At 40.9% G+C, this 19335-nt stretch carries 18 protein-coding genes and 1 pseudogene; 6 read left to right on the forward strand and 13 right to left on the reverse strand.

The window, feature by feature from the left end:
- Positions 1 to 48 precede the first annotated feature (48 nt).
- A complete protein-coding gene (locus tag HMPREF9189_RS07450; protein WP_000401787.1) occupies positions 49 to 984 on the forward strand; it encodes a bifunctional oligoribonuclease/PAP phosphatase NrnA in 936 nt (311 codons plus the stop codon).
- A gap of 95 nt (positions 985 to 1079) precedes the next feature.
- The gene (locus HMPREF9189_RS07455; protein ID WP_000710762.1) at positions 1080 to 1322 is read left to right on the forward strand and encodes a type B 50S ribosomal protein L31; all 243 of its coding nucleotides are present in this window, start codon (positions 1080 to 1082) and stop codon (positions 1320 to 1322) included.
- A gap of 122 nt (positions 1323 to 1444) precedes the next feature.
- On the opposite strand, the gene HMPREF9189_RS07460 is transcribed toward HMPREF9189_RS07455, so the two are convergent.
- From HMPREF9189_RS07460 to HMPREF9189_RS07490, 7 genes are all read right to left on the reverse strand, one after another.
- Entirely contained in the window at positions 1445 to 2779 is a 1335-nt protein-coding gene (locus HMPREF9189_RS07460) for an Nramp family divalent metal transporter (RefSeq protein WP_000100447.1), read from the reverse strand.
- A gap of 220 nt (positions 2780 to 2999) precedes the next feature.
- The gene (carB, locus tag HMPREF9189_RS07465; RefSeq protein WP_001126422.1) at positions 3000 to 6176 is read right to left on the reverse strand and encodes a carbamoyl-phosphate synthase large subunit; all 3177 of its coding nucleotides are present in this window, start codon (positions 6174 to 6176) and stop codon (positions 3000 to 3002) included.
- A gap of 201 nt (positions 6177 to 6377) precedes the next feature.
- Positions 6378 to 7457, reverse strand: a complete 1080-nt coding sequence (locus HMPREF9189_RS07470; RefSeq protein WP_000166848.1) for a carbamoyl phosphate synthase small subunit — start codon at positions 7455 to 7457, stop codon at positions 6378 to 6380.
- Between the two features lie 49 nt (positions 7458 to 7506).
- A complete protein-coding gene (locus HMPREF9189_RS07475; RefSeq protein WP_001293826.1) occupies positions 7507 to 8430 on the reverse strand; it encodes an aspartate carbamoyltransferase catalytic subunit in 924 nt (307 codons plus the stop codon).
- An 18-nt stretch (positions 8431 to 8448) separates the two neighbouring features.
- A complete protein-coding gene (pyrR, locus tag HMPREF9189_RS07480; RefSeq protein ID WP_000850018.1) occupies positions 8449 to 8970 on the reverse strand; it encodes a bifunctional pyr operon transcriptional regulator/uracil phosphoribosyltransferase PyrR in 522 nt (173 codons plus the stop codon).
- A gap of 211 nt (positions 8971 to 9181) precedes the next feature.
- Complete coding sequence (nth, locus tag HMPREF9189_RS07485; RefSeq protein WP_000244435.1) at positions 9182 to 9811, reverse strand: endonuclease III; 630 nt, start codon at positions 9809 to 9811, stop codon at positions 9182 to 9184.
- Positions 9812 to 10354: a DUF177 domain-containing protein gene (locus tag HMPREF9189_RS07490; RefSeq protein ID WP_000773196.1), complete on the reverse strand. Its 543-nt coding sequence runs from the start codon at positions 10352 to 10354 to the stop codon at positions 9812 to 9814. It abuts the gene before it with no gap.
- A gap of 168 nt (positions 10355 to 10522) precedes the next feature.
- Between HMPREF9189_RS07490 and HMPREF9189_RS07495 the strand changes: the two genes are divergently transcribed.
- Entirely contained in the window at positions 10523 to 10852 is a 330-nt protein-coding gene (locus tag HMPREF9189_RS07495) for a hypothetical protein (RefSeq protein ID WP_000389550.1), read from the forward strand.
- A 436-nt stretch (positions 10853 to 11288) separates the two neighbouring features.
- Positions 11289 to 12848 carry an ATP-binding cassette domain-containing protein gene (locus HMPREF9189_RS07500; RefSeq protein WP_025168518.1) on the forward strand — a complete coding sequence of 520 codons (1560 nt, stop codon included), beginning with the start codon at positions 11289 to 11291 and terminating at the stop codon, positions 12846 to 12848.
- A 182-nt stretch (positions 12849 to 13030) separates the two neighbouring features.
- Here the strand turns inward: HMPREF9189_RS07500 and HMPREF9189_RS07505 are convergent, their stop codons facing one another.
- The 6 genes and pseudogenes from HMPREF9189_RS07505 to HMPREF9189_RS07530 form a co-directional block, all read right to left on the reverse strand.
- Positions 13031 to 13660, reverse strand: coding sequence for an ABC-2 transporter permease (locus tag HMPREF9189_RS07505; RefSeq protein WP_000202416.1), 630 nt, complete (start codon positions 13658 to 13660; stop codon positions 13031 to 13033).
- Positions 13660 to 14508 carry an ABC transporter ATP-binding protein gene (locus tag HMPREF9189_RS07510; protein ID WP_000049613.1) on the reverse strand — a complete coding sequence of 283 codons (849 nt, stop codon included), beginning with the start codon at positions 14506 to 14508 and terminating at the stop codon, positions 13660 to 13662. The genes HMPREF9189_RS07505 and HMPREF9189_RS07510 overlap by 1 nt, the downstream gene beginning before the upstream one ends.
- On the reverse strand, positions 14501 to 14881 hold the full coding sequence (locus tag HMPREF9189_RS07515; protein ID WP_001025497.1) for a GntR family transcriptional regulator: 381 nt from the start codon (positions 14879 to 14881) through the stop codon (positions 14501 to 14503). Before HMPREF9189_RS07515 ends, HMPREF9189_RS07510 begins: the two co-directional genes overlap by 8 nt.
- Before the next feature lie 116 nt (positions 14882 to 14997).
- Positions 14998 to 15359, reverse strand: a pseudogene (locus HMPREF9189_RS07520) (RNA polymerase sigma factor).
- A 60-nt stretch (positions 15360 to 15419) separates the two neighbouring features.
- Positions 15420 to 16319 (reverse strand): zinc metalloprotease HtpX, encoded by a 900-nt coding sequence (htpX, locus tag HMPREF9189_RS07525; protein WP_000895762.1) that lies wholly within the window; start codon positions 16317 to 16319, stop codon positions 15420 to 15422.
- A 1-nt stretch (position 16320) separates the two neighbouring features.
- Positions 16321 to 16881 carry a LemA family protein gene (locus tag HMPREF9189_RS07530; protein WP_000219842.1) on the reverse strand — a complete coding sequence of 187 codons (561 nt, stop codon included), beginning with the start codon at positions 16879 to 16881 and terminating at the stop codon, positions 16321 to 16323.
- A 93-nt stretch (positions 16882 to 16974) separates the two neighbouring features.
- Here HMPREF9189_RS07530 and rsmG point away from each other — a divergent pair, with 93 nt between their 5' ends.
- Together rsmG and HMPREF9189_RS07545 are read left to right on the forward strand one after the other, a co-directional pair.
- Positions 16975 to 17688: a 16S rRNA (guanine(527)-N(7))-methyltransferase RsmG gene (rsmG, locus tag HMPREF9189_RS07535; RefSeq protein ID WP_000801950.1), complete on the forward strand. Its 714-nt coding sequence runs from the start codon at positions 16975 to 16977 to the stop codon at positions 17686 to 17688.
- 328 nt (positions 17689 to 18016) lie between these two features.
- Positions 18017 to 19300, forward strand: a complete 1284-nt coding sequence (locus tag HMPREF9189_RS07545) for a uracil-xanthine permease family protein (RefSeq protein WP_000808284.1) — start codon at positions 18017 to 18019, stop codon at positions 19298 to 19300.
- Positions 19301 to 19335: the final 35 nt, after the last annotated feature.

Consider the following 19335-nt stretch of genomic DNA (forward strand, 5'->3'; position numbering starts at 1 on the left):
ATAAAAATTCTTGTGCTACAATGAAATGAGAAAGAATTGAGGTTATTTATGGAAATTTGCCAGCAAATTTTAGAAAAAATCAAAGAATACGATACCATTATCATTCATCGTCATATGAAACCAGATCCTGATGCTTTAGGGAGTCAAGTGGGCTTGAAAGCTCTTCTCACACACCATTTTCCAGAAAAGACTATCAAAGCAGTCGGTTTTAACGAACCAACTCTAACTTGGATGGCGGAAATGGATACTGTCCAAGATAGTGACTACCAAGGAGCCCTTGCTATTATTTGTGATACAGCGAATCGTCCTCGTATCGATGATAAACGCTACGAACAAGCTGCTTTCACCATCAAAATCGATCACCATCCAAATGATGATATCTATGGTGACCTATCTTGGGTGGATACAAGTTCAAGCAGTGCCAGTGAGATGATTGCTCTATTTGCTCAAGAAAACCAACTAACTTTGTCTAGCGAAGCGGCACGACTTCTCTATGCAGGAATTGTCGGAGACACAGGGCGTTTTCTCTACCCTTCAACTAGTGCCCGTACCTTTAGAATAGCTAGCCAGCTCCGAGAAATTGATTTTGACTTTGCTGGATTGTCTCGTCAAATGGATACCATGAGCTTCAAGATTGCAAAACTGCAAGGCTTTGTCTATGATCATTTAGAAGTTGATGAAAACGGGGCTGCACGCGTTCTGCTTACTCAAGACATCTTGGAAAAATATAAGATTACGGATGCTGAAACAGCAGCGATTGTTGGATCACCTGGTCGAATTGATACCGTTAAGGCTTGGGCTATTTTTGTTGAACAAGCTGATGGCCACTTCCGCGTGCGTATGCGCAGTAAAATTACCCCTATCAATGAAATTGCCAAAGAACACGACGGAGGAGGACATCCATTAGCTAGTGGCGCCAATTCCTATAGTCTAGAAGAAAACGAAATCATCTACCAAAAATTAAAAAACTTGCTTAAAAACTGATAAAATACTTGCCAAACTTATCAGAATCTGATAGACTAGTAAGGTAACAATCTATGGCTCGCAAAGAGACCATGGCAGAAAGGAAATATTGCAAAATGAAAAAAGATATCCATCCAGAATATCGCCCAGTTGTCTTCATGGACACAACTACTGGTTACAAATTCCTTAGCGGTTCAACTAAACGCTCTAACGAAACTGTTGAGTTTGAAGGCGAAACTTACCCATTGATCCGTGTGGAAATTTCATCAGACTCACACCCATTCTACACTGGACGTCAAAAGTTCACTCAAGCAGATGGACGCGTGGATCGTTTCAACAAAAAATACGGTCTCAAATAATCATAAAAAGAACAGTTACTACTGTTCTTTTTTTTACTTCTTTTTATGTTTTTATGAACCAACCACTGCTATTATCTCAATATCAAGCTTCAAGCTAGTACCGAAAACTAATTTGAACAAGTTTAAAAAATATCAAAAAGAAGTTTGATATTGAGAATGGTTAAGATAATGGAAACTGCGTAACCTAGGATTGTGTTCCACTTGGCATTGGTGAATTCTCCCATCAGTGACTTTTTAGAGGTTAGATAAATCAAGGGGAAAATTGAAAACGGAAGAGCGATTGAAAGAAAGACCTGTGAATAGACCAATAACTGATCCAAGGTTTTTTCTTGATACCCAAATAAAACGGCGACTATAATCACAGGTAGCAAGGCAAAAATACGGGTACCGATACGGATAAGCCACTGAGGCAATCTTAGATGTAAGAAACCTTCCATGACAATCTGTCCTGTCAAAGTGCCTGTAATGGTCGAATTTTGACCACTTGCTAAGAGGGCTAGAGCAAATAAAGTTGACAAGGTTGAGCTGGCTATCGCTCCTGCTATTGTCGAATCCTGTAAAGCATTGTACATTTGGGAGAAAGCTGAAATTTCAGATGCATGACCAAAAAAGAGGGAGGCACCTAAAATGAGAAGTAAGGAATTGACAATAAAGGCTAGGGACAACTGAAGATTTGAATCCCAGGTCATAAAGCGAACTGCTTTTCGAACATCCTTCTTATCTTTGTGATTGATTTTCCTTGTTTGGGATAGAGAGGAATGGAGATAGAGATTATGGGGCATGACTGTCGCTCCTACAATCCCTAGAGCCAAGGTCAATTGACTTTCATGACCCGGTAACGGTGTTTCAAATAAAGTTGAAGTTGGCAAATAACCACCAATGATCCCCTGGATACTTGGATTGGATAAGGCCACAAGATAGGTAAAGATGGCTAATATGGTTAAAATAAGGGTCGTAACAATAGATTCAATTTTTTTGAAACCAAATTTCATCAACAACAACAAAAGAAACACATCTAAAACGGTTAAGAGGATAGCAATCATAATCGGTATTTTAAACAAAAGATTTAAGGCAATCGCTGAACCTAGAACCTCAGCCAAGTCTGTCGCCATTAAAGCTAATTCTAAAATCACCCACAAACTATAGCGAAGCCACTTGGGAGCATGATGAGCTGTGGCCTGCGCTAGGTCCATCTTAGTCACGATACCGAGCTTTCCAGCCATCTGTTGTAGCTGCATAGCAATGATGGATGAAATTAAAATAACAAATAAAAGGCTGTACTTGTAGGAGGCACCACCAACCACACTGGTGATCCAATTTCCAGGATCCATGTAGCCAACTGCCACAAGTGCACCAGGTCCTAAGAATGCTTTTAGATTTTGCCAAAAATGATTGTTATTTGGAGTCTCAATAGATTGATTGATCTCAGAAAGAGAGACTTTTTCATAAGAGGACATAGGGATTTCCCACTTTCTAATCTGTCTTTACATATTTCTTAATAGAATATTTTTTGAAAGAATGATGAAAATAGTTTACCTATTTCCAATTCACCCTTATTATATCACATTTTAGAATGATTCCTAATAAAAGAAATGATAGTTGAAATAGGCAATATCAGTATTGTAAAAGCCAGCGTTTTTTGACGCTGGCTTTAAAACTGTGAAAATTCTTTCTCAACTAGATCGCTTCTGTGACAAAACTACGACTTTCTAGCACCTTAAGCATGGCATTAGCAGTATCTAGGGCTGTAAAGAGTGGCACACCGTGTTCAATGGCTGAACGGCGGATTTGCTCACCATCTTCGTCAGCAGTTCGTTTGGTTCCGACAGTATTGATGATCGCTTGGATTTTTCCTTTACGGACATAGCTTGGGATATCCTGTTCATCGTCACCAATCTTACCAACAGGTTGGGCTTCGAGTCCATGACTGGCAAAGAAGGTTGCTGTCCCCTCTGTTGCGAGGATACCATAACCGATATTTTGGAAACGACGAGCCAAGTCCAAGGCCTCTTCTTTGGCATCATCAGCGATGGTAAAGACCACATTTCCAAAGGTTGGCAAGTGAAGATAAGAAGCTTCAAAAGCCTTGTACAAAGCTTTTTCAAGAGTCGTATCAGAACCCATAACTTCACCTGTTGACTTCATTTCAGGACCTAGTAAGCTGTCTACCTTAGCTAGTTTCGTAAAAGAGAAGACAGGCGCCTTGATATGAACGCGAGTGCTTTCTGGATAAAGGCCATCTTGGTAGCCAAGTTCTTCAAGACTTTGACCAAGAATGAGCTTAGTCGCTACCTGAGCCATAGGAATATTAGTTACCTTAGAAAGGAATGGCACCGTACGGCTGGCACGTGGATTGACCTCAATAACATAGACTTTTTCGTCCTTGATGACAAACTGGATGTTCATCATCCCAAGACAATTAAGACCGATTGCTAGGCGTTTGGTATAGTCTGCGATGGTTTCCTGCACCTTTTGAGACAAGGTTTGTGGTGGGTAAACGGCCATTGAGTCACCTGAGTGGACACCGGCACGTTCGATATGCTCCATGATACCAGGAATAAGGACATTTTCACCGTCTGAAATGGCATCAACTTCACACTCTTGCCCAACGATATAAGAATCTACAAGGACAGGATGGTCAGGACTAGCCTTAACCGCTGTACGCATATAAGAACGAAGATCTTCTTCGTTTTCCACGATTTCCATGGCGCGTCCACCCAAGACATAAGATGGACGAACGAGGACTGGGAAGCCAATCTTGCGAGCTGCAAGTACTGCTTCTTCTTCATTGGTTGCTGTTTGTCCTGGTGGTTGTGGAATATCCAAGTCTTTAAGGGCTTGTTCAAAGAGGTCACGGTCTTCAGCTCGGTCCAAGTCAGCGACTTGCGTTCCCAGAATTGTTACACCTGCTTTTGCCAAAGGCTCCGCAAGGTTGATGGCTGTTTGACCACCGAACTGAACGATAACGCCTTTTGGTTGCTCAAGATCAATGACATTCATAACATCTTCGAATGTTAATGGTTCAAAGTAGAGCTTATCAGATACAGAGAAGTCCGTAGAAACGGTCTCTGGGTTTGAGTTCATGATGATGGCTTCATAACCAGCAGCCTGAATCGCCTTAACAGAGTGAACTGTTGCGTAGTCAAACTCAACCCCTTGTCCGATCCGGATTGGACCTGAACCTAGGACAAGTACAGATTCCTTATCAGACTTGATAGACTCATTTTCCCAGCCATAGGTTGAATAGAAGTATGGTGTTTCAGAGTCGAACTCTGCCGCACAGGTATCGACCATCTTGTAGACTGGGACAATCTTGTTTTCCAAGCGAAGTTGACGAACTTGGTCAGCTGTTGTTTTCCATAGTTCAGCAATCTTACGATCTGAGAAGCCATTTAGTTTAGCTGTTTTCAAAACTTCTAGATCTTGTGGATGGGCACCCAATTCTTGCTCGATTTCAAAGATATGCAAGAGTTTATCCAAATAGAAGATATCAATCTTGGTCAATTCAGCAATTTCTTCTGGTGTGTAACCACGGCGAATAGCTTCTGATACGTAGAAGAGACGGTCATCTTGAGCCTTAACAACTTTTTCAATCAAGGCATCATCTGATACAGATGAAAGCTCTGGCATTTCATTGTGGTGCACCCCAATTTCAAGGGAACGACAAGCTTTAAGAAGTGATTCCTCGATGTTACGACCAATTGCCATAACTTCCCCAGTTGCCTTCATCTGGGTACCAAGACGACGTTCACCCTTTTCAAATTTGTCGAATGGGAAACGTGGAATCTTGGCAACTACGTAGTCAAGGGCTGGTTCAAACATGGCATAGGTTGAACCTGTAACTGGGTTAATCACTTCATCCAAGGTCAACCCTACCGCAATCTTGGCAGCCAATTTGGCGATTGGGTAACCCGTCGCCTTAGAAGCAAGGGCTGACGAACGCGATACACGAGGGTTTACTTCGATAACATAGTACTTGAAGCTATGGGGGTCAAGGGCCAGCTGAACGTTACACCCACCTTCAATCTTGAGAGCGCGGATAATGCTCAAGCTCGCGTCACGTAGCATTTGGTTTTCATAGTCTGACATGGTTTGCGCAGGGGCGAATACGATGGAATCCCCTGTGTGAATCCCCACTGGGTCAAAGTTTTCCATGTTACAAACAACGAGGGCATTGTCAGCTGAATCGCGCATGACTTCGTACTCGATTTCTTTGAAACCTGCGATTGAACGTTCAATCAAACATTGGGTAACAGGTGACAATTTCAACCCATTTTCAGCGATTTCACGTAGTTCTTCCTCGTTGGCACACATACCACCACCAGTACCACCTAGGGTAAAGGCTGGACGGACAATGACTGGGTATCCAATTGTCGCTGCAAAGGCAACTGCTTCTTCTACTGTGTTGACAATTTCAGATTCAGGGATGGGTTGCTCAAGCTCTTCCATCAATTGTTTAAAGAGGTCACGGTCCTCAGCTTGGTCGATGGCCGATAATTTAGTACCCAGAAGTTCGACACCAAGCTCATCTAGAATACCGTTTTTAGATAATTCCATGGCCATATTGAGCCCTGTTTGACCACCAAGAGTTGGAAGCAAAGCATCTGGGCGTTCCTTACGGAGAATACGTGTCACAAACTCCAGTGTAATCGGTTCGATGTAGACCTTGTCCGCAATCTCCTTGTCCGTCATGATGGTTGCAGGGTTTGAGTTTACCAAGACAACTTCATAACCTTCTTCTTTCAAAGACAAGCAGGCCTGGGTCCCAGCGTAGTCAAACTCAGCAGCCTGACCAATAATAATCGGACCAGAACCAATCACCATAATTTTTTGAATATCAGTACGTTTAGGCATTTTTAAGATATTAAGGGCGTCAAGCGGACAAAGCTAAAATAGGAGTTATGACGAAGAACTATCAGTTCTAGGAATAACTATCTTTTTAGCGCCGTCCGTAGCCCGTATTCAGTTCAGCAAATACGGACCACCCTTCTCCTTTCTATTCGGCAACTCTCTGGTTGCCATTAAATAAATTCTCCGACGAGATTTTACTCGTTCTTAGTTTGATTGTTTAAAGGCTTCCATCATCTCGATAAATTCGTCAAATAGGTAGCTTGCGTCGTGTGGACCAGGAGCAGCATCTGGGTGGAATTGTACAGAAAAACCTGGTTGGTATCTGTGACGTACACCTTCAACTGACTTATCATTGATTTCTTCGTGAGTAATAATCAAGTGCTCTGGCAAGTCCTCACGGCTAACTGCATAACCATGGTTTTGGCTGGTAAAGTCTACGCGTCCTGTAGCAATCTCACGTACCGCGTGGTTAAATCCGCGGTGACCAAATTTCATCTTGTAAGTCTTAGCCCCGTTTGCCATAGCAAAAAGTTGGTGCCCCATACAAATACCGAAAATTGGAATTTTCCCTTGCACACCACGAATCATGTCCAGTGCTTCTGGAACATCTTCTGGGTTACCTGGACCATTTGACAACATAACTCCATCAGGATTTAGGTGGAGAATTTCTTCTGCCGTTGTTGAATAAGGAACAACCGTCACGTTACAGTTGCGTTTGGAAAGTTCACGTAGGATTGAGTGCTTAAGACCAAAATCCACTAGCACCACGCTCAAACCAACTCCAGGAGCTGGATATGATGTTTTAGTAGAAACCTGCTTGATATTGTCTGTCGGCAGGACTGTTGCTTGAAGCTGGTCAGTCACATGGTCCATACTGTCTCCAACATGAGTCAAGGTTGCACGCATAGTACCGTGCTTACGAATAATCTTGGTAAGTGCACGCGTATCAATTCCTGAAATCCCTGGAATTTTCTTGGCTTTCAAAAATTCATCCAAGGTCATTTGGTTGCGCCAGTTGCTAGCTCGACGTGCTTCTTCAAAAACGACAACTCCCTTACAAGTCGGAATAATGGACTCGTAATCATCACGATTAATTCCATAATTTCCCACCAAAGGATAAGTAAAGGTCAAGATTTGTCCATTATAAGACTGGTCTGTAATGGACTCTTGGTAGCCGGTCATACCTGTGTTAAAGACGATTTCGCCTGTTACATCAATATCTGCTCCGAAGGCCTTGCCTTCAAAAACTGTGCCATCTTCTAATACTAGAAGTCTTTTTGTCATATTTTCACCTCTCGTGGACGCTCACTGGCGTCTTTTAACGTCCTGTGTTTTAGTTGGCGTTTCTACTCGCCAGTACGGATTCTAAGATTGCCATTCGAACAAAGACTCCATTGGTCATTTGTTGGACAATCCGTGATTTTGGTGCTTCAACCAAGTGGTCAGCAATTTCCACATCCCGATTGACTGGAGCCGGATGCATAATGATTGCTGTTTCTTTCAAACGATCATAACGTTCTTGAGTCAAAGCATGTTGGGCATGGTAGTCTTCTTTTGAAAAGACTGCACCACTATCATGGCGTTCATGTTGAACTCGTAGTAACATCAAAACATCCACCTGATCAACAATCTCATCAATAGTTACAAACTGTCCATAGTCCGCAAACTCTTGACTTCTCCATTCCTCAGGTCCTGCAAAGAAAAGTTCAGCACCCAAGCGTTTCAAAATTTGCATATTGGATTTGGCAACACGTGAATGATCCAAGTCACCTGCAATAGCAACCTTGAGACCCTCAAAGTGACCAAATTCCTCATAAATGGTCATCAAATCAAGCAGGCTCTGACTAGGGTGTTGACCTGAACCATCTCCACCATTGATAATGGAAGTCGTAATGGTTGGACTTGCAATCAATTCTTTGTAATAATCGACCTCTGGGTGGCGAATCACGCAGACATCTACACCAAGCGCAGACAAGGTTAGGATTGTGTCATACAGTGTCTCACCCTTGTTTACTGAGCTGGTCTTCACATCAAAGTCCAGTCGCTCCAGCCCTAGCTTAATCTCTGCCACTTCAAAGGATTTATGCGTCCGTGTAGAATCCTCAAAGAAAAGATTGGAAACAATCGGATGGTCTTCATAAGGAAGCTGGGCTCCGTTTTTAAACTCAATCCCTCGTTTGATCAATTTCATCACTTGATCAACAGTGAGGTCTTCCATGGAAACCACATGGTTCAATGCTTGTTGATTTTCTGACATGGCTACTCCTTCAGCTTTCTAAGCTTCTTCAGTAATCAGAACTCTGTCTTGGCCATCAAGTTCTGTCATCTCTACGATGATTTCTTCAGAACGACTGGTTGGGATATTTTTCCCAACGTAATCTGGACGGATTGGCAATTCTCTATGTCCACGATCTACTAGCACCGCAAGACTCACGCGCGCAGGACGACCATGTCCGACAATGTTATCGATAGCAGCACGGATGGTACGACCTGTATAAAGCACATCATCCACCAAGATAACTTCACGGTCTGTCACATCAACAGAAATCAAAGAAGTATCTTCTCCGCTTTTAACATCATCACGGAAAGGTTTGGTGTCCAATTCCACAACAGGAACAGTGATATTTTCCAACTGCTCCAAGCGTTCTTTGATACGATGAGCGATGAAAACACCACGCGTTTTTATCCCAGCTAGGATAATCTTATTCAAATCTTTATTGCGCTCGATAATTTCATAAGTAATTCGCGTAATCGCTCGTTTGACAGTCAATTCGTCTACAACTTCTTTTGTCTTCATGACAAACCTCCAAAAAGAAAAGTCTCCTTCTGCAAGGAGACTTGAAATGTATAGTCAAGCGAGCCCAACTGTAAACAGTATAGACTTCACCCTTCTACTTTATCGCGCTCCTTGCCTGCCTCACGGGACAGGTTTAAAGGACTATTTAGTTATCATTTACTATAGCACAAAGCACCCTTAAAATCAAGCAAAAACTTTTTCAGAGCCCCCCTTAAACATTACTAAAATCATATAATTGGGGATAGTGGTCACATTCTGGATTTTTGGGATGACAGATAGCTCGTCCAAAGTAAATCATGGCCTGGTGGGCTGCTAACCACTCTTCTGGTGGCAGGACGTCCATGACACGTTTTTCTACTTCAAGTGGCGTTGCTGATTTTTTAACGATATCGTGATGCTTACAGATACGCTCCACATGGGTGTCCACTGCAAAAGCAGGAATTCCAAACCCCACACTCAGTACTACATTTGCTGTTTTACGACCAACACCAGCTAGACTTTCTAATTCCTCTCTAGTCTGAGGCACTTGACCATCAAAATCGTCTAGTAACTGTTGGGCACATTTTTTAAGAAATTTAGCCTTATTTCGATACAGTCCTAGACGGGAAATATGTGAGGCAATTTCACTTTCAGTCGCGACAGACATGGCTTGAGGCGTTGGAAAGGCTGCAAAGAGGCCTGGTGTGGCCTTATTTACTGCGGCATCTGTGGTCTGGGCTGACAACATCACTGCAACCAAGAGTTCAAAATGATTGGTAAAATCAAGACTAGGCTTAGCATCTGGAAAAAGGGCAATAATTTCCTCTATGACATGACGAGCACGTTTCTTGGATAAAACCATCTACTCGTCTCCATTAAATAGTCCTTGTAAACCTGCAAAAGGACTATTTTCTTCTTTCTTGACTGCTTGTTGGGCCTGGTATTCTTCCTCAGTCATGATTTGCCAGTCATTCCCTGACACAAAACCTTGGCCAGCCTCTTCTTCTGCCGTCAAGACCTTGATTGGAATATTGAGCAAGATATTATCTGCTACGCTCTCAGCAAGGTCGATTTCCCCATTTTCGATAGGCAAAACTAAGTCATCGTCTAGAACTTCCTGGTCCAGTTGGTTGGTCGCTCCTTCCATGAAAACTTCCGTTACTGGATAAGATTCAACTAACTCAACTGGCTCCATACTGCGACTTGAAGCTAGAACAATAGTATAAGACAACTGATAGTCTAAGAAATACAGACGGTCTTCGTACTGCACCTTCCCAACAGCAAGGATATCTTTGACATCTAAAATTTCTTGATTACGTGCACGCAGCTCTGCGGCAAGGTCTAAAGCTTGTTCAAAATGCAGGCCTTCAGGTTGCTTACGAATTTCTTGAATATTTAACTTCATATTTCCTCCATAAAGATGTACTCACTTGATTATACCATGAAAAGGCTATAAATCAGCTTTCCAAACTTTGATATTAAAACCTCATTTTTTAACATATTTACTATGACATATTTTCTATTTAGTGCTATACTATAGGCAAGAATACATCAGAGCAAGGAGGATGCTCATATGGAAGACAAAGCACTCATCACTGAAGCTTACCAACTCCTTTCCGAGTTAAATAAAAGCTACCAAAGCTGTAAACAAGGAACAGCCGATGATCTTCGACTGCAAGAGCTACTGAACACTACTCTTAAGGAACTAAAAAAAGCAGAAAAGCTGGACAACAGTATCTTAATCGACCTCGAGAAATTTTACCAACGTACCAGTCTTCTGATTGGACTAGGGAACCTAAAACTAAACGATCAAGCTCGTGCTGCTTGGCGCAACTATGACAAGTTCCATTACCAGCATGTCAAACACGTACTGACTCTCTATGGACCTGTTTTTGGATTCTGATACTCTTCGAAAATCTCTTCAAACCACGTCATCTTCGCCTTGCCGTACTCAAGTATAGCCTTCGGATCGCTTCCTAGTTTGCCCTTTGATTTTCATTGAGTATAAAAACTAGAATTTCCTGTTTTCTATTGACAAAATTTCCTGAAAAGTATAGGATAGAGGTACTAATACTCGGAGGTAAGGGAGACATGAACAGCTAAGTCTATCAAATAAAGAATCTTTATTTAGTAGATCTTGTTTTTGTCTCTTTTTGTGTGCTCTTTTTATACTAGATTTTCTAGTATCTTGTCCTCATTGAAATTCAAAAAACTAGAAAGCTATTCTCCTCTTGGGTTGGGTTAGGCAACTCCAAGCTAGTTTGACGAGTTTTTCAACGAGGATAATAGAGTTTTGACAGTGACTTTGGGCTCTACTAGGTAAAGTAGAGCTTTTTGTTATGCACTATCGACATTCTAGAAAGGGTAACAATATGATAAAAATCAATCATCTAACCATCACGCAAAACAAAGATCTACGAGATCTTGTATCTGACCTAACCATGACTATCCAAGACGGGGAAAAGGTTGCTATTATTGGTGAAGAAGGAAATGGCAAATCGACTTTACTACGAGCTTTAATGGGGGAAGCATTACCTGATTTTACTATCAAGGGCGACATTCAGTCTGACCTTCAATCACTGGCCTACATTCCTCAAAAACTAGCTGAGGACCTGAAAAAGAAAACTCTACATGACTACTTCTTTTTGGATTCTGCTGATTTAGACTACAGTATTCTTTATCGTTTGGCGGAGGAGTTGCACTTTGATAGCGACCGTTTTGCTAGCGATCAAGAAATTGGCAGTCTATCAGGGGGCGAGGCTTTGAAAATTCAGCTCATACATGAATTAGCCAAACCCTTTGAGATTCTATTTTTAGATGAACCTTCAAATGACCTAGACCTTGAGACGGTTGATTGGCTAAAAGGTCAGATTCGAAAGATTAGGCAAACTGTTATTTTCATTTCCCATGATGAAGACTTTCTTTCTCAAATGGCAGATACTATTGTCCACTTGCGACTGGTCAAGCATCGAAAAGAAGCGGAAACGCTAGTCGAGCATTTAGACTATAATCGCTATAGTGAGCAGAGAAAGGCTAGTTTTGCCAGACAAAGTCAGCAAGCTGCTAACGACCAGAGAGCCTATGACAAAACCATAGAAAAACATCGCCGAGTTAAGCAAAATGTAGAAACTGCACTTCGAGCTACCAAAGACAGTACTGCTGGTCGCCTATTGGCTAAAAAGATGAAAAATGTACTCTCTCAAGAAAAACGCTTTGAAAAGGAAGTCCAGTCCATGACCCAAAAGCCACTTGACGAGGAACAAATCCAACTTTTCTTTTCAGACGTCCAACCATTACCGGCTTCTAAAGTCTTAATCCAACTGGAAAAAGAAAATTTGTCCATTGGCAAGCGCATTTTAGCTCAGGAGTTACGACTAACGATCCGTGGCCAAGATAAAATCGGTATCATCGGGCCAAATGGTGTTGGGAAATCAACTCTGTTATGCAAGTTACAACAACTCCTAAGCAACAAAAGAGAAATTTCTCTTGGTTTTATGCCACAAGATTACCATAAAAAACTGCAATTGGATCTATCTCCAGTAGCCTATCTCAGCAAAACTGGGGAAAAAGAGGAACTACAGAAAATCCAATCCCACCTAGCCAGTCTCAATTTCAGCTATCCAGAGATGCAGCACCAAATCCGCTCCCTATCTGGCGGTCAACAGGGTAAACTTCTACTTTTGGATTTAGTCTTGCGCAAACCAAACTTTGTCCTTCTGGATGAGCCTACACGAAACTTTTCTCCCACTTCTCAACCTGAAATCAGAAAACTCTTTGCCTCCTATCCAGGTGGTCTGGTCACTGTGTCACATGACAGACGTTTCTTAAAAGAGGTCTGTAGGGCCATCTATCGTTTGACAGAACATGGTTTTGAAGTCGTTGATTTACAGGATTTATAACTTTTGAACATAGAAAAATCCAGAGGCGAACTCTGGATTCTTTGGGCTGCTTGAGCTAACTCAAACAGCTTGAAAGATACTAACTTAATCAGAAGAACAACTTTGTTGCACTTGACTTGACAATTAAGGAAAAAATTGTTTTTCCATCTCTGCCACTTAACTACAAATTAAATAATTTATAACTAGTATTCTTTTTTCTCCATAATCATAACGGACAATTTTACTGCAAGCCCTATGATTAATATGCTTACAACTAAAATTCCTAAGCAAATAATTGATATAGAATTTTTACTAAAAATCTCCATTAGTTCTGCAAGAAAATCCGACTTTTCTTTTAACAGTGTTGATAAAGCAAATATTAAGAAATAAGTGATTACCATAATGAGTCTACCCTTTTCAGCACCATATTTAAGAATAAATGGTAATTGAATGGCAGACATAAGTATACTAGCAACTAATGTAATTAAAGCAATAAACACTATATTATCCAATGACATTTGATTTTTTGTCATCAACAGTACAAAAATGCAGAATGAACCGACCAAACCAAAGGCAAATGCAAAGAGAAGCTTGCTCAACACATAACTGCTCTTTTTTATTGGCATCGAAAATGCAAACTGTTCGAAATTTGATTTTGTATCATAGCCAAAGGCGATTGCAGTAAGTATGAGCGGAATCATTACACATATTAACGGAACCATAAACAATTCATTTTCATAAATTCCATATACAGCCAGTGCAATACTGATAGTAACCGTTAATAATAATGTCTTTTTTAAAGTTGCTATATCTTTCAAAATTAATGATGTCATTATTGTCTCACTCCTTTCACAAAGTAAATCATAATATCCTCAATTGACGGTTTTTGTAACTTGATACCATCAGGTACAAGACTCTTTTTAACAAGTAACTCTTGCCCAAAAGAATGTATTCTTCTTCCTACAATGGCTTCTTCATCAATGTTATTTACTTCTTCATTGGATAAAGTACATATACCGTAGTTTTCTTTTAACTCATCTTTTGTTTCCATAAATAAGATTTTTCCATTGTGAATAAAAGCAATGTAATCTGCCACTTTTTCTAAGTCAGATAAAATATGGGAAGAAATAAGAATTGTATGATTTTCATCTTGCATAAAATCTAATAACAAATCCAAGATTTCCTCTCTTACAATTGGGTCAAGCCCACTTGTTGCTTCATCTAAAATCAAAAGTTCAGCATTGTGAGATAAAGCAACAGCCATTGAAAGTTTCATTTTCATACCACGAGAATAGTTTTTAATCATCTTTTTATGTGGTAAATTGAATTTTTCAACGAATCCATAAAACTGCTTTTTATCCCATTTTGAATAAACTCTATGACAAAACTTTTCAACATCGATTAATGTCATTTCTTCCGGCACTAACAAATCATCAAATACCACTCCAAGTTTATCTTTCAGTTCAACACTATTAGGATTTTCCTCATCTAAAAGTCTTATATCGCCAGAGTCTTTTCTTAAAAGCCCAAGTAACAATTTTATAGTTGTACTTTTACCAGCTCCATTCTGTCCGATATATCCAACTATTGTTCCTTTCGGAATAGTAAGATTTACCGGTCCTAGTTTAAAACTGTCAAATGTTTTTACTAAATCTTTAATTTCAATAGCATATTTACTCATATTCACCCTCCACATAACTCTTTAACATTTTTATCAATTCATCACTGGATACATCTGCAATTTCTGAAAGTTCAACTACTTCTTGAAGCTTCGATTCAATTTTCTTTAAGTATTCTTCTCGAATTAGTTCTTTATTTTGTGCTGCAACAAAATTACCTTTTCCTTGTACCGAATTTATAAACCCGTCTAACTCTAATTCATCAAAAGCTCTTTTTGCAGTTAACATACTTACTCTTATTTCTTTCGCTAAGAATCTTATCGAAGGTAGTTGTTCTCCCACTTTCAAATCTCCAGAAATGATTTGTGCTTTAATTTGATTTTTTATTTGCAGATATATTGGTTCATCACTGGAATTATTTATCTGTATATTCATCATCAACCCCCTACTGTTATTTGTGTTTTAACTGTTATTATTATAGCATAACAGTTAAAACATTGCAATATCTAAAAAGAAGCAGACAAAAATTTTTTTCCCGCTTCTTCTCATTACTATCTAAATTCTTTCAGCAACTCTCTTAGCTTTTCCAATATCTTATTTCTTCTCTTTATGAGAGCTGGATGAGATATTTTTTTCATTTCAGCCACCAAACGAATAGTTTCATCATTGAAATAAAGTCTATCAATGATTTCTCTTTCTTCATCATTTAATTTTGATAGTGCATCTCGCACTGCCTCAATCATCCTCTGTGTCTGAACGTTTTTATCTACGTCAAAACCCTCATCAACTATACTATCCTCAAAATGTCCATCATTTTCAAAAGACGAGAAAAAAGCAGGTGATTTCTTCTATCTACCTGCTTCAAATATTTTTCGGCTCTATAATATTTGTAGTGGGTAAATCCCCTATGGATATTATGGAGCTTATTTTAGCTTTTCTTCAACCCACTACAGTTGACAAAGAGCCATTTTTTCTACATATGTTTCAAACGCTCAATTCGTTCTGAGATAGGTGGGTGGGTGTAAAATAGTTTTTGGAGTCCGCCACCTTTCTTGGGATCATTGATATACAGAGCGCTGCTGGCATCATCTACATGGTGATGCATTGGCTCGCTATTGTCCAACTTGCGCAAAGCATTGATCATCCCTTGAGGATTGCGAGTCAGCTCTACACTAGATGCATCCGCCAGAAATTCCCTCTGACGGGAAATGGCTAGTTGTACCAAGGTTGCTGCGAGAGGTGCTAGAACAATGGCTAAGAGAGAGATAACAAGCATGATAATCTCCAAACCATTTCCATCACGATCATTATCGCTCCGTCTTCGACCTGCGCCACCCCACCACATCATCCGTCCTGCCATACTAGATAGAAGGGTAATGGCACTGGCAAGGGCGACAGCAATGGTCGAAATGCGGATATCGTAGTTTCGGATATGACTGACTTCATGACCCATGACCGCTTCTAGCTCCTCACGATTCATGATGGCTAGGAGACCCGAAGTAGCCGCAACTGCCGCATTCTGCGGGTTGGATCCTGTCGCAAAGGCATTTAAAGAAGAATCCTCAATGATGAAAACACGCGGCATGGGAATCTGAGCGACCATGGCCATATCTTCCACTACATGGTAGAGGTCTGGTGCTGTTTGCTCATCAACCTCACGCGCCCCATTCATAGACATGACAATCTCTGTTGATTGAAAGATCATGGTCAGAGCGTAGATAAGACCGATAATCAAGGCAATTATCATACCCCCAAGACCTGAGCGCATGAAGAGATAACCAACCGCATAACCAACCAAGGTCAAGAGTAGGAAGAAAACCAGCAATAAAATCCAAGTTTTTCGTTTATTGCTCGCAATTTGATCAAACAACATCTTAGTCACCTAAACCGCTAAAGTCAACTTTAGGAACTGCCTTTTCCTCTTCAGGTGTTTGAAGGAAGTCTGCAGATTTAAAGCCAAATAGTCCTGCGATGATGTTACTTGGAAAGCTTTCAAGTTTTACATTGTAGTTGCTGACAACACTGTTGTAGAGTTGGCGGGAGTAAGAAATTTTATTTTCTGTATTGGTCAACTCTTCTTGCAATTTGATAAAGTTAGCGCTAGCTTTCAAGTCTGGGTAATTCTCTGCTACTGCAAAGATACCAGAAATCTGGCGGGTAAGGGCATCACTGGCCTTCATCGCTTCAGCTGGCGAAGTTGCTGTGGCTACCTGTCTACGAAGTTCTGTCACTTTTTCCAAGGTAGAACCTTCATATTTCGCATAGCCTTTGACTGTTTCAATCAAGTTTGGGAGGAGATCATTACGACGCTTCAACTGAACATCGATCTGGCTCCAAGCCTCCTTGGTTTGCATACGATTTTTAACCAAACCGTTATAGCTAACAATCACAAAAATAACAATCAGAGCCAAAACTCCAAGAATAATCCAAGTCATAATCTTATTCCTTTCTGCTTTTAGATTACTACCAGTATATCAAAATTTTAATGAATATGGTAAAATAAGATGATACTAGAGAAGGAAACTACTATGAAACCAGAAACATTTTACAGCCTGCTCGCTGAGCAAAATCTTCCACTTTCTGACCAGCAAAAGAACCAATTTGAACGCTATTTTGAACTCTTGGTAGAATGGAATGAAAAGATTAACCTGACCGCTATTACAGACAAAGAAGAAGTCTACCTTAAACACTTTTATGATTCGATTGCACCCATCCTACAAGGCTTGATCCAAAATGAGAATATCAAACTTCTTGATATCGGAGCTGGGGCAGGATTTCCTAGTCTTCCTATGAAAATCCTCTATCCTCAGTTAGATGTGACCATCATTGATTCGCTAAATAAGCGCATCAACTTCCTCCAACTATTGGCTCAGGAGCTGAATTTGGACGGAGTTCACTTCTACCATGGACGGGCAGAAGACTTTGCTCAAGACAAGAACTTCCGTGCTCAGTTTGATATAGTGACGGCTCGTGCTGTTGCCCGTATGCAAGTCTTATCTGAGTTGACCATTCCCTACCTTAAAGTCGGCGGAAAACTATTGGCACTTAAGGCCAGCAATGCGCCTGAGGAATTGCTGGAATCCAAGAACGCTCTCAACCTCCTCTTTAGCAAGGTAGAGGACAACCTCAGCTATGCCCTACCAAATGGAGATCCGCGCTACATCACTGTGGTCGAAAAGAAAAAGGAGACGCCTAACAAGTACCCAAGAAAGCCTGGCATGCCCAATAAACGCCCGCTTTAAACAATGGTGTGCCCTTGTTTAAAGTTCATAAAACAATTTACAAAATCTGCCTCTCTCTCGCATTTATGGGCTCGGGAAAAAATGATTTACAAAATCAACCTCGCTCTCACATTTCTAGGCTCGGGAAAAAATGATTTACAAAATCATTTTTTTCTGCTATACTATCACAAGCAAAGGTTTTTAATGTCATCCCGTGAGGTGACGAAGACGCAGAAATATATGAAATTCTTTGAGAATGAGATCATCCTCTTTTTAATGAAGTCATACTCTGAGGGCCTATTGCTGTAAAATAATGGGCTCTTTTTTGATGCCCAAAAGTGAGGTTTTTATGAAACAGGAATCAACTGTTGACTTGTTACTAGACGTTGACCAACGTCCTTCGGCTGGGAAAGGTATCCTCCTCAGCTTCCAACACGTTTTCGCCATGTTTGGTGCGACCATCTTGGTACCCTTGATTTTGGGAATGCCTGTATCTGTTGCCCTTTTTGCTTCAGGTGTTGGAACACTCATCTACATGATCGCAACTGGTTTTAGAGTTCCAGTCTATCTCGGATCATCCTTTGCCTTTATCACAGCTATGTCCCTTGCTATGAAAGAAATGGGTGGTGACGTCTCTGCTGCTCAAACAGGGGTTATCCTGACTGGTTTGATTTATGTCATTGTCGCAACAAGTATTCGCTTTGCTGGTACGAAATGGATTGACAAACTCTTGCCACCAATCATTATCGGACCTATGATCATCGTTATCGGTCTTGGTCTTGCTGGTTCTGCTGTAACGAATGCTGGACTTGTGGCAGATGGAAACTGGAAAAATGCTCTTGTAGCCGTCGTGACGTTCTTGATTGCAGCCTTTATCAATACAAAAGGAAAAGGGTTCCTCCGTATCATTCCTTTCCTCTTTGCCATCATCGGTGGATACCTATTTGCCCTAGTTCTTGGATTAGTTGACTTCACTCCTGTTCTTCAAGCCAACTGGTTTGAAATTCCTGGTTTCTACTTGCCATTTAGTACAGGTGGAGCCTTTAAAGAGTACAACTTATACTTCGGTCCTGAAACAATCGCCATCTTGCCTATCGCTATCGTAACAATTTCAGAACACATCGGAGACCACACAGTTTTGAGCCAAATCTGTGGCCGTCAATTCCTGAAAGAACCAGGACTTCACCGTACTCTTCTCGGTGACGGGATCGCGACATCTGTATCAGCCTTCCTCGGTGGACCAGCTAATACGACTTACGGCGAAAATACAGGGGTTATCGGGATGACTCGTATCGCTTCTGTCTCTGTTATCCGTAACGCGGCCTTCATCGCCATTGCTCTTAGCTTCCTTGGTAAATTCACTGCCTTGATTTCAACAATCCCAAGTGCTGTGCTTGGTGGCATGTCCATCCTTCTCTACGGAGTTATCGCCAGTAACGGGCTAAAAGTTTTGATTAAAGAGCGCGTTGACTTCAGCCAAATGCGTAACCTCATCATCGCTAGTGCCATGTTGGTACTTGGACTTGGTGGAGCCATCCTCAAACTCGGCCCAGTTACACTTTCAGGTACTGCTCTATCAGCTATGACAGGAATTATCTTGAACTTGATTTTGCCACACGAAAATAAAGACTAATCATCCATACACAAAAAATCCACTCGATTGAGTGG

It is taken from the genome of Streptococcus sp. oral taxon 071 str. 73H25AP (assembly GCF_000146755.1).
GTDB classification, from domain to species: domain Bacteria; phylum Bacillota; class Bacilli; order Lactobacillales; family Streptococcaceae; genus Streptococcus; species Streptococcus oralis_T.

Coding starts and splice junctions, on each gene's coding strand:
- HMPREF9189_RS07470 (WP_000166848.1), bottom strand. CDS start 7,457: ATGACAAAAAGACTTCTAGTATTAGAAGATGGCACAGTTTTTGAAGGC.
- HMPREF9189_RS07545 (WP_000808284.1), top strand. CDS start 18,017: ATGAAACAGGAATCAACTGTTGACTTGTTACTAGACGTTGACCAACGT.
- carB (WP_001126422.1), bottom strand. CDS start 6,176: ATGCCTAAACGTACTGATATTCAAAAAATTATGGTGATTGGTTCTGGT.
- rsmG (WP_000801950.1), top strand. CDS start 16,975: ATGAAACCAGAAACATTTTACAGCCTGCTCGCTGAGCAAAATCTTCCA.
- HMPREF9189_RS07490 (WP_000773196.1), bottom strand. CDS start 10,354: ATGAAGTTAAATATTCAAGAAATTCGTAAGCAACCTGAAGGCCTGCAT.
- pyrR (WP_000850018.1), bottom strand. CDS start 8,970: ATGAAGACAAAAGAAGTTGTAGACGAATTGACTGTCAAACGAGCGATT.
- HMPREF9189_RS07475 (WP_001293826.1), bottom strand. CDS start 8,430: ATGTCAGAAAATCAACAAGCATTGAACCATGTGGTTTCCATGGAAGAC.
- HMPREF9189_RS07455 (WP_000710762.1), top strand. CDS start 1,080: ATGAAAAAAGATATCCATCCAGAATATCGCCCAGTTGTCTTCATGGAC.
- nth (WP_000244435.1), bottom strand. CDS start 9,811: ATGGTTTTATCCAAGAAACGTGCTCGTCATGTCATAGAGGAAATTATT.
- HMPREF9189_RS07450 (WP_000401787.1), top strand. CDS start 49: ATGGAAATTTGCCAGCAAATTTTAGAAAAAATCAAAGAATACGATACC.
- HMPREF9189_RS07495 (WP_000389550.1), top strand. CDS start 10,523: ATGGAAGACAAAGCACTCATCACTGAAGCTTACCAACTCCTTTCCGAG.
- htpX (WP_000895762.1), bottom strand. CDS start 16,319: ATGTTGTTTGATCAAATTGCGAGCAATAAACGAAAAACTTGGATTTTA.
- HMPREF9189_RS07505 (WP_000202416.1), bottom strand. CDS start 13,660: ATGACATCATTAATTTTGAAAGATATAGCAACTTTAAAAAAGACATTA.
- HMPREF9189_RS07500 (WP_025168518.1), top strand. CDS start 11,289: ATGCACTATCGACATTCTAGAAAGGGTAACAATATGATAAAAATCAAT.
- HMPREF9189_RS07510 (WP_000049613.1), bottom strand. CDS start 14,508: ATGAGTAAATATGCTATTGAAATTAAAGATTTAGTAAAAACATTTGAC.
- HMPREF9189_RS07515 (WP_001025497.1), bottom strand. CDS start 14,881: ATGAATATACAGATAAATAATTCCAGTGATGAACCAATATATCTGCAA.
- HMPREF9189_RS07530 (WP_000219842.1), bottom strand. CDS start 16,881: ATGACTTGGATTATTCTTGGAGTTTTGGCTCTGATTGTTATTTTTGTG.
- HMPREF9189_RS07460 (WP_000100447.1), bottom strand. CDS start 2,779: ATGTCCTCTTATGAAAAAGTCTCTCTTTCTGAGATCAATCAATCTATT.